The organism is Sphingomonas sp. TF3, assembly GCF_003985085.1.
GTDB lineage: Bacteria > Pseudomonadota > Alphaproteobacteria > Sphingomonadales > Sphingomonadaceae > Sphingomonas.
In genome coordinates this window covers 1-12,397 of record NZ_RWKS01000045.1, presented here as the reverse complement: position 1 = coordinate 12,397, position 12,397 = coordinate 1, and the positions used below count along the sequence as shown (strand labels likewise).

Annotated in this window: 19 protein-coding genes; 14 read left to right on the top strand and 5 right to left on the bottom strand. The window is 63.7% G+C overall.

All coding sequences use genetic code 11. From position 1 onward, the window contains the following. The first annotated feature begins 1 nt into the window (after position 1). The 9 genes from EJC47_RS20145 to EJC47_RS20100 all read left to right on the top strand — a co-directional run bounded on the left by EJC47_RS20145 (position 2) and on the right by EJC47_RS20100 (position 4,994). Complete coding sequence (locus EJC47_RS20145) at positions 2 to 853, top strand: hypothetical protein (RefSeq protein ID WP_260591688.1); 852 nt, start codon at positions 2 to 4, stop codon at positions 851 to 853. Further along, the gene (locus EJC47_RS20140) at positions 850 to 1,200 is read left to right on the top strand and encodes a DUF3768 domain-containing protein (RefSeq protein ID WP_126849499.1); all 351 of its coding nucleotides are present in this window, start codon (positions 850 to 852) and stop codon (positions 1,198 to 1,200) included. Before EJC47_RS20145 ends, EJC47_RS20140 begins: the two co-directional genes overlap by 4 nt. 231 nt (positions 1,201 to 1,431) lie before the next feature. Beyond that, complete coding sequence (locus EJC47_RS20130; protein WP_126849498.1) at positions 1,432 to 1,761, top strand: hypothetical protein; 330 nt, start codon at positions 1,432 to 1,434, stop codon at positions 1,759 to 1,761. A gap of 128 nt (positions 1,762 to 1,889) precedes the next feature. Continuing rightward, the gene (locus tag EJC47_RS20125; RefSeq protein ID WP_185867740.1) at positions 1,890 to 2,399 is read left to right on the top strand and encodes a hypothetical protein; all 510 of its coding nucleotides are present in this window, start codon (positions 1,890 to 1,892) and stop codon (positions 2,397 to 2,399) included. 74 nt (positions 2,400 to 2,473) lie between these two features. Continuing rightward, positions 2,474 to 2,794: a DUF7673 family protein gene (locus EJC47_RS20120; protein WP_126849497.1), complete on the top strand. Its 321-nt coding sequence runs from the start codon at positions 2,474 to 2,476 to the stop codon at positions 2,792 to 2,794. A 168-nt stretch (positions 2,795 to 2,962) separates the two neighbouring features. Then, entirely contained in the window at positions 2,963 to 3,466 is a 504-nt protein-coding gene (locus EJC47_RS20115) for a DUF736 domain-containing protein (protein ID WP_126849496.1), read from the top strand. Between the two features lie 184 nt (positions 3,467 to 3,650). Further along, the gene (locus EJC47_RS20110) at positions 3,651 to 3,917 is read left to right on the top strand and encodes an antitoxin (RefSeq protein ID WP_126849501.1); all 267 of its coding nucleotides are present in this window, start codon (positions 3,651 to 3,653) and stop codon (positions 3,915 to 3,917) included. Positions 3,918 to 3,928: 11 nt separating this feature from the next. Further along, complete coding sequence (locus tag EJC47_RS20105; RefSeq protein ID WP_209613462.1) at positions 3,929 to 4,327, top strand: type II toxin-antitoxin system VapC family toxin; 399 nt, start codon at positions 3,929 to 3,931, stop codon at positions 4,325 to 4,327. Positions 4,328 to 4,673: 346 nt separating this feature from the next. Further along, on the top strand, positions 4,674 to 4,994 hold the full coding sequence (locus EJC47_RS20100) for a single-stranded DNA-binding protein (RefSeq protein ID WP_126849494.1): 321 nt from the start codon (positions 4,674 to 4,676) through the stop codon (positions 4,992 to 4,994). A 63-nt stretch (positions 4,995 to 5,057) separates the two neighbouring features. Here the strand turns inward: EJC47_RS20100 and EJC47_RS21130 are convergent, their stop codons facing one another. After that, positions 5,058 to 5,231: a hypothetical protein gene (locus EJC47_RS21130; protein WP_185867739.1), complete on the bottom strand. Its 174-nt coding sequence runs from the start codon at positions 5,229 to 5,231 to the stop codon at positions 5,058 to 5,060. A 111-nt stretch (positions 5,232 to 5,342) separates the two neighbouring features. Continuing rightward, positions 5,343 to 6,470 carry a hypothetical protein gene (locus EJC47_RS20095; protein ID WP_126849493.1) on the bottom strand — a complete coding sequence of 376 codons (1,128 nt, stop codon included), beginning with the start codon at positions 6,468 to 6,470 and terminating at the stop codon, positions 5,343 to 5,345. A 475-nt stretch (positions 6,471 to 6,945) separates the two neighbouring features. Between EJC47_RS20095 and EJC47_RS20090 the strand changes: the two genes are divergently transcribed. The 3 genes from EJC47_RS20090 (at position 6,946) to EJC47_RS20080 (ending at position 9,190) form a co-directional block, all read left to right on the top strand. Continuing rightward, entirely contained in the window at positions 6,946 to 7,920 is a 975-nt protein-coding gene (locus tag EJC47_RS20090) for a DUF2493 domain-containing protein (RefSeq protein ID WP_126849492.1), read from the top strand. A gap of 210 nt (positions 7,921 to 8,130) precedes the next feature. Then, positions 8,131 to 8,709 (top strand): hypothetical protein, encoded by a 579-nt coding sequence (locus tag EJC47_RS20085; RefSeq protein ID WP_126849491.1) that lies wholly within the window; start codon positions 8,131 to 8,133, stop codon positions 8,707 to 8,709. A gap of 121 nt (positions 8,710 to 8,830) precedes the next feature. Beyond that, positions 8,831 to 9,190, top strand: a complete 360-nt coding sequence (locus EJC47_RS20080; protein WP_126849490.1) for a hypothetical protein — start codon at positions 8,831 to 8,833, stop codon at positions 9,188 to 9,190. Between the two features lie 67 nt (positions 9,191 to 9,257). Here EJC47_RS20080 and EJC47_RS20925 read toward each other — a convergent pair whose 3' ends face one another. Both EJC47_RS20925 and EJC47_RS20075 read right to left on the bottom strand, forming a co-directional pair. Further along, on the bottom strand, positions 9,258 to 9,440 hold the full coding sequence (locus tag EJC47_RS20925) for a hypothetical protein (RefSeq protein ID WP_148110563.1): 183 nt from the start codon (positions 9,438 to 9,440) through the stop codon (positions 9,258 to 9,260). A 335-nt stretch (positions 9,441 to 9,775) separates the two neighbouring features. Further along, positions 9,776 to 10,285 (bottom strand): hypothetical protein, encoded by a 510-nt coding sequence (locus EJC47_RS20075; protein WP_126849489.1) that lies wholly within the window; start codon positions 10,283 to 10,285, stop codon positions 9,776 to 9,778. Between the two features lie 157 nt (positions 10,286 to 10,442). Here EJC47_RS20075 and EJC47_RS20070 point away from each other — a divergent pair, with 157 nt between their 5' ends. Next, positions 10,443 to 11,093, top strand: a complete 651-nt coding sequence (locus EJC47_RS20070; protein ID WP_126849488.1) for a DUF998 domain-containing protein — start codon at positions 10,443 to 10,445, stop codon at positions 11,091 to 11,093. 290 nt (positions 11,094 to 11,383) lie between these two features. Next, positions 11,384 to 11,608 (top strand): hypothetical protein, encoded by a 225-nt coding sequence (locus EJC47_RS20065; RefSeq protein WP_126849487.1) that lies wholly within the window; start codon positions 11,384 to 11,386, stop codon positions 11,606 to 11,608. Positions 11,609 to 11,721: 113 nt separating this feature from the next. On the opposite strand, the gene EJC47_RS20060 is transcribed toward EJC47_RS20065, so the two are convergent. After that, a complete protein-coding gene (locus tag EJC47_RS20060; RefSeq protein ID WP_126849486.1) occupies positions 11,722 to 11,940 on the bottom strand; it encodes a hypothetical protein in 219 nt (72 codons plus the stop codon). Between the last annotated feature and the right edge of the window lie 457 nt (positions 11,941 to 12,397).

The window sequence follows — 12,397 nt, the reverse complement described above, 5'->3', positions numbered from 1 at the left end:
GCTGCTTGTCGAGCTCGCAGCGCGCGGGGAGCCGCCGGATCTGGTCCTGACGGCCGACCCCGGGGCCGAGAAACCGGAGACCTATGAGTATCAAAAGCTGATCGCCGCCTGGATGGCGGCGCGCCGCATTCCTTATGAGGTCGTCCGTTACGTGCCCCGACGCTTCAAGCATTGGCCTCCATATTATTCGATCCTCGCGAACGTGCTCACCAATGCGACGCTCCCCAGCATCAGTCTGGGACGCCATAGCTGCTCGCTCAAATGGAAGGTCGCGCCACAGGATGCCTTCCTCAAGCGATGGGCGCCGGCCCAGGCCGCATGGGCGCGCGGGCAGAAGGTCACACGCCTGATCGGCTATGACGCATCCCCTGCCGACACGCGCCGCCATGCCCACGCCTCAGCGATCGACGACCCGCTTTTCGATTGTCGCTATCCGCTGCGCGAGTGGCGCTGGACGCGCGACCATTGCACCGCTCGCATCGAAGCGGCCGGTCTGCCGGTCCCGCCCAAATCGAGCTGCTTTTTCTGCGGCGCGATCCGGCCCGATGAGGTGCGTGCGTTGCCGCAATGGTGCCTGCGCCTGATCGTCCTCATCGAGGCGCGGGCCGAACCGCGCCTTCGCACCGTCGAAGGTCTCTGGCGCCGGTCGACCAAAACCAAACCCGGCAGGATCACCGATTTCATTCGCGCGGAGCGCCTTCTTCCCGAGGCCGAGATCGATGCGATCCGCCGCGACGCACCGACCGAGCTTGTCCGCTTCCAGGACGCCGCCGGCCTCGTGCCAATGAGCGAGCGTCCGACGATGGAGGAATGGCTCGAGAGCTTCAACGCTGGCCGGATGGAGGCAGCATGACCGACCGAATGTCACGGATCGCCGCGCTCAACGACCGTTGCCGCCAGGGTCTGGATCCGACCGGCCGCATCGTCATAACCGCCGCCTGTCTCGCGACCTTCGCAGGGGAGGGGGGCAAGGTTGCTCAGATTTTGGCCCAGGCCGAGTTGATGGCCGCAATCCGTCGGTACGTCTTCAGACCCGAAGATTGCCGCGAGCGGGCGCGAGGCGACCTCGTCGTCGCCGGCCACGCCGTCCGCTTCACGATCGATTATTATGACCTGACGCTCGAATGGGGGTCCGAGGACCCGGCTGACCCGCTGGTCACGGTGAGGGTCATGACGATCATGCTCCCCAGCGACGACTGAGCGTCGCGCAAATTTCCGACACCCAATCCGGAGACCAGCCATGCGGCGGATTACACCGGCCGGGCCCGAACATGGGCAGGCGATAGCAATAGCAGTTGAGCGTCTGCGCGAAGCCCGTACTCTGCTCCGGCAGGCCGGCGCGCGTCAGGCAGCCTCGGCGGCCGGCAAGGCGATCAGCAGCGCCGAGGGTGCTGCTCGCCACGTGCAACACAGGATCCGAAGGACGACCCAATGAGCCGGCATGACCTTCAGCCCAAGGCCGACCAGCCGCATGTCGTGCGCGCGACCGTCGGTTGGGACCGCCCATTGCAGACGTTCTTCGCACAGGTGTTCTTCCGCACCGAAGACGAGCCGGATGAAGGGGAAGCCCTGATCTGGCTCGGCACCGAACCCGGCGAAATGTTGACGCCCGAGGCCGTGATCGCCGTGGTCGCGCCCCATGTCGAAATGCCCCCTGACCTCGCCGAGAGGCTCGATGCTGAAATGCGTCAGACGACCGGCATGAAAGACGGCCGCCATCAAGCCGCGGCCAAGCGGTCGCTGTTCGGCTCGATCCACTGATCCGCTGACGCTCTCACGCGGCGGACACGCCCCGCAACTCGTCGTCTTCCCCCATCCATCCGCTCCGCCGGCCATCACGGCGGGGCCCATCGTCACGTGCCCAGCGCACCGATGATCTAGGAGCCGTTATGGCAGACCGTGTCTCAGCATCGATCTTCATCGGTGGTTCGCTCTCGGCATCGGCATATGCCGAGCTTGCCGCACTGATCAGCGATGAGGGCCTTTCCACCGAATGGGACGGAGAAGCCTTCGCGCCTGAACATCGCGCCGTCGGCCGACCCCTCAACCTCTACGCGCACGAGGTCGCGTGGGGACGTTTCGGAGAACTCGAAAGCTGGTGCGTCGAGCGACTTGTCCCCTTTGCCAGATGGTCGGGCGGCTATTCCGGCCAGTGGGGCCCCGAGCGTGTCGTTCACCAGGGCGACGGGACACTGACCTCCTACGCGACGACCGAAGACGACATCGTCGTCATCCCGCAGGAGGTGCTCGAAACGCTCGGATCTTTCGAGGCAACCCTCGCACACTTCGCCGCAGTGGATTTCACCGTGCCGCCGCTCGTCGTCGAAGGCGATCTGCCCCAGTTCGGGATATCGACGGAGTCCACCCTGGATGCGGAAGGACTGCCGCATGTCGAATAGCTACTCCGCCTCTGATCGACTTCGCGGTTGCGCCACAGATGCAGACCTATAGCTTCATCGCCCGGAGACTGACGATGACCTCGATTTCGACCGATTATGATGCCGCGCGTGCGGCGCTGACGCGCCTCTTGCCGCTCGCGATGTCCGACACCGGCCAGGCGCGCCGCGTTGCCAACTTCCTGATGGCCTGGTGGAACGGCCCGGACCTGGGCCATTTCGAGATCGCCGATATGTTCGGCCTCGACGTTGCGATCGCCAACGACATCACGACGGTCATCGGCTTTCTCGGTCAGAACGACCGCGGCGCCGTCTATATCGACAGCCTGGGGTTCGCCGAAGAGATGCAGGACATCATCGCGCTGTGGCGCAAGCCGGCAACGCCGCCCACCAACTGACGTCTCCATACGCCCCTGAGACGATCAGGAACGACCCGACGGCGCCGAAGAGGCGTCCGTCGGAGCGGCGCTGGCGCGCCTTACTCGGCCGAACGGCCGAGGAGCTGAGTGGGTGAGAGAGTGTGTTCGGACAAGGGGTTCGAGCAGCACAACTCAAGGAGACTTCCCATGAACATCGGCACCATCACCCAGAACGCCAGCGGCACCTACACCGGCAAGATCTCGACGCTCACCGTTGCGATCGTGATCGCCCTCCGCACCGTCCAGTCCGCCAACCCGCGCGCGCCCAAGTTCGAAATCCTCGCCCTCTCGGCTGCCCGCCAATGGGTCCAGGTCGGCGCGCTGTTCGAGCTGTCCTCCAACTCGACCGGCGAGACCTTCCTCAACGGCAAGATCGAGGATCCGAGCCTCGACAAGCCGCTCTACATCTCGGCGTTCCGCCAGGAGGATGGCTCGTATAACATCGTGTGGTCGCGTCCGACCCGCCGCCGCGATGCCCCCACCGACGCTGCCGCAGCCGACGATGGCCTGCCGCCGCTGCCGGGCGCCGACGAGCCGTCTGCTCCTGCCGGCGGCGACGGTCTGGGTGAATCTTCGGCCGATGGCGCGTTCGGAAGCGAGCCCGCGGCGGCCGGTGGCCGCAAGCGCCGCACGCCCGAAATGGCCGACTGATCGGTCGCCACCCGTCCTCTGACGCGCTTCTTTCCCGGCGCGTAGCTCCTGACAGGGCTCGCTTCGCTCACCTGGCGAAGCGGGTCCTGTTTTTCGTTCGCTCGAATCTGTCATCCTGTCCGGCCGGCGCACTTGCATGCTCGGCAACCATGTATATGTTGATGTATATGCAAAGGAGGCCGTCGTGGCAGCTAATCATCCTCAGGCTTCAGTCTCGCGTGAAGTGAAGCTTTTCCGAAACAACAAAAGCCAGGCGGTGCGTATTCCCGCCGACTTCGAGCTGCCCGGCGACCGAGTGATGATCCACCGCGAAGGCGACCGATTGGTGATAGAGCCGATCAAGCGCAAAAACATCCTCGAGGTGCTCGCGGGCCTCGAGCCGCTCGGACCGGACGACCAGTTCCCCGATATCGACGATACGCTCCTGCCAGCCAGGGCAATCGACCTGTGAGCAAACTCTACATGCTCGACACCAACATCGTGTCTGAGCTTGCGCGAAATCCGCACGGTATCGTCTCGTCCAGGATCGCCGAGGTCGGACCAGACTCGATATGCGTCAGCATCATCACAGCGGCGGAATTGCGGTACGGCTGCGCGAAGAAGGGCTCGCCCAAACTGCTGACACAGATCGAAGCGATCCTCGGAAGCGTTCAGGTACTCGCCCTCGATGTCCCCGCCGACACCGAATATGGCGGGATCCGTGCCGAGTTGGAGAGCGCGGGCAAACCGATCGGTCCGAACGACCTCTTCATCGCTGCCCATGCCTATGCACTCGAAGCGACGTTGGTGACGGCCAATGTCGGCGAATTTTCACGCATCCGCGCGCTCACCGTCGAAAACTGGCTCACCGACCGCCCCTGAATCGGCGACTGGCCTGCCAAGACTGATGTCGCTTGGCCGGGGTCTCCTCGGTGAATGAGACTGCGACGCACAGCGGGACGGACTATCGCCGAGACCGTGATGGACTGATGGCGCAAGGCAAGCTTGGCCGGGTTCGCCCGCCTTCCTTCGCCTTTGACTGACACCTGCGGCGGACGGTCTCGCATCACAACCCCATCCAGTCGCCCGTGTTGCCGCTCCGCGGCTGCCCGCGCCAGCTCCCTCCAGGGGTTTCCCTGCGCTTAGCGCTCCGGTGCGATGCGATCCCGCACGCCGCTCTTCGGTGTCACCGGCGGGAAGGCCGTCGGACCCAACAAGGAGCACGCCCATGAACATCGTCAACATCACCGGCCGCGTCGCAAAGGATCCCGAAAACCGCGGCACGGTCACCACCCTCATCGTCGCAACCGACCGCGTGAAGCTCAAGGACGGCAAGACCTATGTCGACGAAGCCACCGGCTACACCGCCAAGGAGACCGAATTCCACAAGGTCACCTGCTTCAACGGCCTCGGCAAATCCGCCGCGACCCGCGAGAAGGGCAACGTCGTCGCGATCTCCGGCCGGATCCACTATTCGAGCTGGGAAGACCGTGACGGCGTGACACGCTACGGCTGCGAAATCATCGCCAACAGCATCGACTTCTTCTGACCCTGGGGCGGGCGGCGCCGAAGGCGCCGCCTCGCTTCGCAAGGATCGGTTTCCTGTAAGCGTTCAGGCGTGGCGCGGCGCGGCTCCAAGCAGATCCGCAACGCTCTGCGCAAAACTCTGCGCAAGGAGCGCCTCGTCGCGCGACAGCGTGATCTGGCTCGTCATGCTCGCGTCGAGCAACGCTTTGAGCCGTGCCGCCAGTGCCTGGGCGGCTTCCTTGAGCAGTGCCTCGTCCATCCCGCGCCTCGCGTCGTTGATGCTGCTGACCGATGGCGGGCACGGGAATCACATCGTGCTGCTGCCTATCGAGGCCGACTTATAGCATATTTCGGCCTGTCAGCTCGCGTCCTACTCTCCCCCTCCGGAGATCGGAGCGGCGAGCGGGGCCACAGCCGTGGAATAGACCCATGCCCGCGCCAACTGGTCGGAAAGCGGGTCACGGAACATGATCTTGCGCCACCGGCCCTTACTCTCCTCAACCGCAATTTCGGTGCCTTTGGGCGCCTTCAAGACGACGGCGCCATCGCGAGCCGGGGCATTTCGAAACGTCGCATCGCGTGAGAGATAGGCGCGCGCATGCTGCGCCAGGAACGCAGCCTCGGATTGCGCCGCCGCTTCATGGTAACGATGATGCTCCGCCTGCGCATGGTCGATCTTCTGGTTCAGCGTGCTGAACGCTGCTTTCTCCTGCGGGCTCATCGTCGGCTGCTGCGGAATAAGTGCATAAGCACCCAGCAGGGTCAGGATGAAGCTGATGAAGCCTACCAGACCCATACGCTGCAACTCGGGCAGGGTGTTCGGACCAAGGCCCTGGAAGAAGCTCAGCACGAGGTCGAACAAGGAACCTTGCAGGCGGGCAGTGTCTTCGTCCGTCTCTGCCGCGGCGATCGCCACGGCGACCCGCTGCATCTCGATCACCGTGCGCGCCGCAAACGACGTCGCGGTTTCCCGCTCATCGACGCTCGCGCGCAGCGTGAGCGTGTCGATCACGAGCATGCGCTCGGCAATCGCACTGAATGTCGAGAAACGCGGTAGCGCCGCGGCTATCATGCGTTTGTAGGTCGCGCCGGCATTGGCGGACGCGATCGCCGATGCGACGAGCGACTTGTTCGCATCGAATGCCTTCACGGTGTCGAGAACCGAAGAAGCCAGATGACGTTGCTGCTCGACCAACGACGTATTCTGCTCAGCGAACCGGCGCGCTGTGTCCGTAACCGAAAGCGCCCAGGCGTTGCTGGTCAGGTGCTTCAAGCTCTCGCGGTCCCTCCGATCGCGCTCAAGCGTGTCGAGTATCCCGCGATAGGGTGCGTCGAGATCCAGCCCGCGCAGCATTTCGCTGGCTGTCTTCGCCTGCTTGACCACGTCGGCGATCGCACTGCCGCCAAGTGCATTGCGGAAGAGGGCGGCACGTTCACGCTCTTCGCGCAGGAAGCGATCGGTGGCACTCTCGGGTAAGCCAAAGGGATTGTTTCTCATGATGCCATGATTGTCAGATCGGCACGACCAGCGCGACCAACATCTGGGCAACCAGAGTGCACCGCGGGCAGACAGTTCGACGCATCCCGGCAAAGCCGGGACCGGCGCTCTACTCGGCTATCGCCTCCCGAAGCCCCCGGTGCCCGGGTCTTCGCCCTGCGGGTAACGATCACCTTGCGGGGAGCCCGGGGGCGAGGGGGGTGCCCTAAAAAATCTCTCTCTCTGAATGCCTAGATATGACGTGCGGGGATCCGAGCCCGTCAAGGATGAGCGGTACCCCCAATTTTCACGCGGCCCGCCACTCTCGCTTCGCTTCGTTCTGGGCCACGAGAAAATCGGCTCCCCCACTCCCCGCTGGCGCGGCGTTAACCGGGGTCCGGCTGCGCCGGCTTCCCGGTTAACGTCCCTGACTGCCACGACCGCCGCACGTCGAATGAGAAGCCTCATCGAATGGATGAGATTCATGGAGGCTATCATGACCAACTTCACGAACTTCGCCGACCTCGCCAGCCACATTGCGGCCGCGCGCGAGAATGAAGACCTGACCCAAACCTACGAGGGTGCGTTCATCGAGCATAGCGAGATGGCGAAGCTGAGCATCGTCGAAGCGCCCGAAGCTCTCGACATGCCCGATCCGGAGCAGGTGCGAGCGGCTGTCGAAATGATGATGCAGACGATGTTCGATGTGCTGCGCGATACGCGCATGGAGCCGTTTGCCACCGATCTGGTCTGGGGGTTCGCCAACAGCTTCCATGTCGTCGCCAAGCGGATCGAAGGCCGCGAGGACGATGCGGCCAAAAAGTTAGGCGAACTCGCCCGTAGCTACGACCCTTCCGAAATCTACGCGACCGAACTGGAAGACACGCAACTGCTCTGCCAGACGCTGCAGGGGTGCCGCGAGGCAATGGAGTGCATGCGCGACCATGCCGCCGAAATGTACCGCGTCGAGACCGGAAAGCCCTTCTCGCCGGTCCGGGGGAGCCGGGTGTCGAGCGCGCTCAACGCCTCGATGATCGATGCCCGCGACTATCTGGCCTCACGTGCCCGGGAACGCCGGGAACAGTTCGCCCCCGAGGGCCCGGTGGTGGCCTTCTCTGGAGGCCAGGCGTGGGAGGATGCCGATCTGCTCTGGAACGGACTCGATGGCATCAAGGCCCGCATCCCGGAAATGATCCTCGCGACCACGGCGCAGGCCAAGGGCTGCGATGCCGTGGCGCACGCTTGGGCGGCCTCGCGCGGCGTGAAGGTCATCCAGTTCCGCCTCGACCGGAGCCAGGGCAACCGCGCCGCCTTTGTCCGCAACGACCGCATCCTCAATCTAAAGCCGGTCGAAGCCGTCATCTGCGAAGGGTCGGGCATCCAGCAGAACCTTGCGCAAAAACTGCGGCAGGCCGGCGTCCCGCTGCACATCGTCCGCCTCGCGCACCAGCGCACCGCACAGCGGGCGTGAGCCCCTTGTGGAGAGGTCCTGGCTTCGGCCGGGGCCTCTCCACTCTTTTCTTGTGTCGACATGCGGCGCTCAGGGGCATCGAGCCCCTTCGCGCCGCGCTGGACTGAGCGCCTGCGCGCTCGCCGATCGAGACCCGCGGCCACAGATCAGGCTCACGAAGCGGTCAGAGGGGAGGGGGGCAGGAGAAGCGGTTCAACAGGGGAGGACGAGATGTCCATCACGTTCCGCATCGCTACCGCCGCCGACGATCAGCCTCGTCCGATTGCCACCATAAACGCCCGCCAGCTCGCCGCCTTCAGAGCATTCCTTCGCGAGGAAAGCGAGCGGACGTGCACTGTACTTCTCGCTCCGGACGCGGACGAAGACGCGTTCCTGTCCTATCATTTCGAAGCGCGCGTCTGCCCGTTGGCGCTTGCCGCGGTGACGCGCGTCTTCGACTTCCAAACCGACGTCATCAGCGTCGTCGAGGAAGCGCAGTTCCGCTGCCGACGCGTGAGCGTCTGTCGCATCGAAAAGACCGGCACGATTCACATGCGGGTCGCCTTGACGTCCGATCGGGGCTTGGAGCTCGACCTGGCCGCCGCCAACGCCTTTGCACTGCTCGAAGGCCTTGGCCTTCGCCCCGACAGCGTCGGCGAAATCCCGATCGACACGGTGCGCGCCCGGCTCGCTAATCCGGCCGTCCGGCGACGCGCCGCCGAGCACGGTGTGACGGCCTATCTCGACCGGCTCGATCAGCTGCTCGCGACCGCAGATGCCGACGACACTTCGCGGCTGGAATGGGCTTAGCCTCCGTCCACATCCCGCCGACGAAGGAGGGCGCGCCCCTAACGCTGGCGCGCCCTTTTTTTGCCTATCTGGCGCAAGCCTTGAAATCGTCACAGCCGGCCACGATCTCTCTCGGAAGGGCGTGGCCACGCCCTTCCATGGACAGCGAACCAGAACCAGCGAAACCGAAAACTCGAAACCAGCAAAACTCAGCAAACCAGACACACAGCAAACCGAAAACAGCCAGCAAAACTCAGATCCAAACAGCGAACCCGAAAAACCAGCAAACAGCAAACCCAGATCAAAAAGCGAAACATGGAAATATAGAGGTTCGGCCTCTCAAAACACCGAGCAAGCGCGTTGCAACGTAATACCCCTTCAATCTGGGGGCGCGTCCCCATCGCTGGAAGACAAAGCGATGGAATGGCACAATTTCGCAGAGATCCTGTTTGGACTCGCGGCTGTAATCACCGCCCTCAAGCAGGGCGGAAAAAAGAAATGAACGACGGGGCGGCAGGTGCAAACCTGCCGCCCTTTCGGGTTCGAGGGCGCCCTGGAAGCAGCCGCCGTCACGCTATGGCGGAAACCTTATCCGGGCGGTTTCGCAAGAGCGTGTCGATCGCCCCTTGGAGCTGTGTCGCGGTCGCTTCCTCCGTCACGCTCTGAAGCAGATTGTGAGCCTGCCGCATCAGCGCCAGTGCCATCGCCCGGGTGACGGCCGGGTCCTTCTCGTGATGTTCCATATCGCCCACTCGGAGGCGCGCTCATGCCGCGAGAGTGCTGGTGCGCCCGCCCAACAACTCCCGCGCGCTGGGCGCGGGAGCCGGGGCTGGTAACACGCCGAGACATGCGCCTACGCTTTTAGTGCCGAGGCACCTGGACATATGCGCAGGCACCCCGGCGTGAAGATCACACCGAGTTGCCGTTCTCAGCGGGATTACCAGTCCCGGCGCTGCCCGTTTTGCAGCGCCCGCCGGGACTAACACAGCGACTTGGTTGAACCAACCAGAAGGTCACTCCTCACCTTCTCCAATCCCGGACGAGGCCATCATCGACCAGCGTCCGCTACGGGCGGGAATGCCGTTCGTTATTTCGGGGATAGGAGGATCAGCTTGGACTGAAGGCGCTGCGCGTCAGCATGAATCCGGTCGGCCAGGTTTCGCGCTTCTTCTTCCTCCCAGACGAAAATGGTCCGCTCCGCACGCCGGTTTTTGAACGACGTCATCCGCACGACTAATGTCCAACGACCAGCCTGATCGACGCTGATCTTGCCTAAGCCATGGCAAAGCGGCGCGCGGACGCTGTCATGTGCGCGGAACGCCTCGAGCGCCTTGAGGACCGGGGCCGCGCCGTCACCGAATGGCCCGTTCGCGGCGATCGCAGCGGCCAATGCCTCGAAGCGCTGGCCTACCAGATGGGGGAGTTTTACCAGGGCTCCCCGCTCCGCGTCCTGCGATAACCGGTCCAGCGCCTCGGACACGGCATATTCGGCGCGCGAAAACGCGTTCAGGCAGCGGCCGCGCCATGCATTTACCGTCTCATGGACACTTGCCCATGCGATGGTGTCGGCGGCGGCGATAGAAACCTGTTCGTTCATCGCACGCTCCGTAGATGTCGCGTCTTAAGTCCAGGTTGCCACATCTTCGGCGGATAAGCGGTGTCGACATCTGGCAGATCAGCAGGGCCTATTACGCTTGCAAGCAGTAACCGATACCATAGTCTGTCGGGATACTGGCTCAGCGGGAAAGCAGACGATGAAAGAGCGTTCCAATCTGCCATCGCGTAGTGTCGTTTGGCTTGCCACAGCGGCGCTCCTGCTCTTTTCCTATTTCATCGCAGCGCTCCTGCTCCTGCACGTCCTGCGACCCGACTATACGATCGCGGATCACATGATCAGCGACTATGCCATCGGTGCTTTCGGCCCGATCATGACGAGCGCCTTTTTATCGATCTCGCTTGGCTGTCTGGCGCTAGCAACGGGCCTACTGCGGATAGGACCAAAATCGTGGCTCGGGAGGGCGAGCGCGGGCCTCCTCATCGTTGCATTTGCGGGATTGATCGTCACGGCGGTGTTCCCGACCGATCTCGAAACCGCGGCATCCACACGGACGGGAGATATCCACAACATCAGCTTTCTCGTGAACATCGTGAGCATCATGCTCTCATCGATCTGTCTGAGCCTGAGCTACACTTTCGACCCGCAGTGGAAGCGCCACCGGGTGGCTGCCCTGGCACTCGCCGGCGTCCTCCTCCTCGCCTTCGTCGCGCAATACCTCACCCTGCACAGGGGCGCGCCTTATGGGATCACCAACCGCCTGTTCGTGGCGGTCCTGATGGTCTGGCTCCTTTCGAACAGTCTGTGGCTCAAGGCCGCGGCGAGCATCAGGCTTGCGCAGCCCGAATAAGCGAAGTTCAGATGGCGCCAAGCGCAACCGTATGCGTGCCCATCAGAGGATAAAATCTCTCACAGAATTCCGAGCATGTCGTTGAGGGAGCCACCGCGTCAAGGACGGCGGGGCCCCACCATTTTCTTCGGCGGAGCGAGCGGCAGTGCTTCCTTTCGGCGGCGGTGGCCGCCGAAGAAAATCGTGACCCCCACCGCCGCTTCGCGGCGCCGGCTGTGCCGGCGTCCCTGACCCGGCGGCTCCCTCAACGACGACCTTTCCCCTGTCATTTAAGACGACAGGAGGACAACATGCAGATCATCTCGACCGCCGCCCATGCCGACACCGCCAACTATCTCGCCGCGCTGGCCTTCGCAGAGCGTCGCGCGCTTCACAGCTTCTTCGACCAACACGTCATTGAGGACGCGCCCGGACGGTACATCGCGGTCGACGAAGGCGACTATAACGCGCTGCCGATGATGCTCATCGACCGGGTGGTCCACACGGTCCCGGGCCGGATGTCCGACGAGTTCTGAAGGATCATGGGAGGGGCTCCGGCCTTTCCCCTTTTTTTGCTGGGAGAGGTACGGACATGGGGGGCATCGAACCCCCCATGTCCGTGCCGCGCCGTTGGCGCGGCGGGTCAGGGTCAGGCTGCCAGCCGCTTCTCGACTGCCTCGATTCCGAGGGTCTTGATCCGGTCGGTGAGGGCCGCCAGCCGTTTGGCCTCGAGCTTGAGCAAGCCTGATCTTTCGACCGTCGAAATGGCCTGCTCGCGCTCTTTTTCTTCGAGCCTTCTGCGCCGCTCTTCCAGCCGACGCGCATCCTCTTCGAACGCCAAACGCTCCTGTTCCAGTGTCTTTGCCATAAGGGCCTCGTGTTCAACGCTAATCGGGCTGTGAACACCGTGACTATAACGGCGATTACAGCGCGCCGGAAGAAGCAGGTGAAGGCGGGGGCGCATCGGGCTCATCGCCCGATGACGGCTCTATTCGCTAGAGATCCCGTCGTCCTGGACGGACGCCGGGATCAAAGCTCACGGAGCCAAGGCGTTTGCCTTGTCTCCGCCCTGCCGGGTTACGATCCTCGCCCGGCCAATGGGGCCGGTGGCCCCCATTGATGCGCGCTTCGGGACCAAAGTCCCGGCGCGCATGGGGGAGGGCATCGCTCGCTTGCCCGTCCCCGATCGCGCAGCCTGACTGCTTCGCAGCAGACGCTATGCACGTTCCGCCCGTAGGCGGAGCGGTCCCCAGCCGGCCCCGGTAACGGGCACCCCAGCAGACATCGCTAGACAGCCCAGGGACAGGGTATCGGTCTCTGAGGAT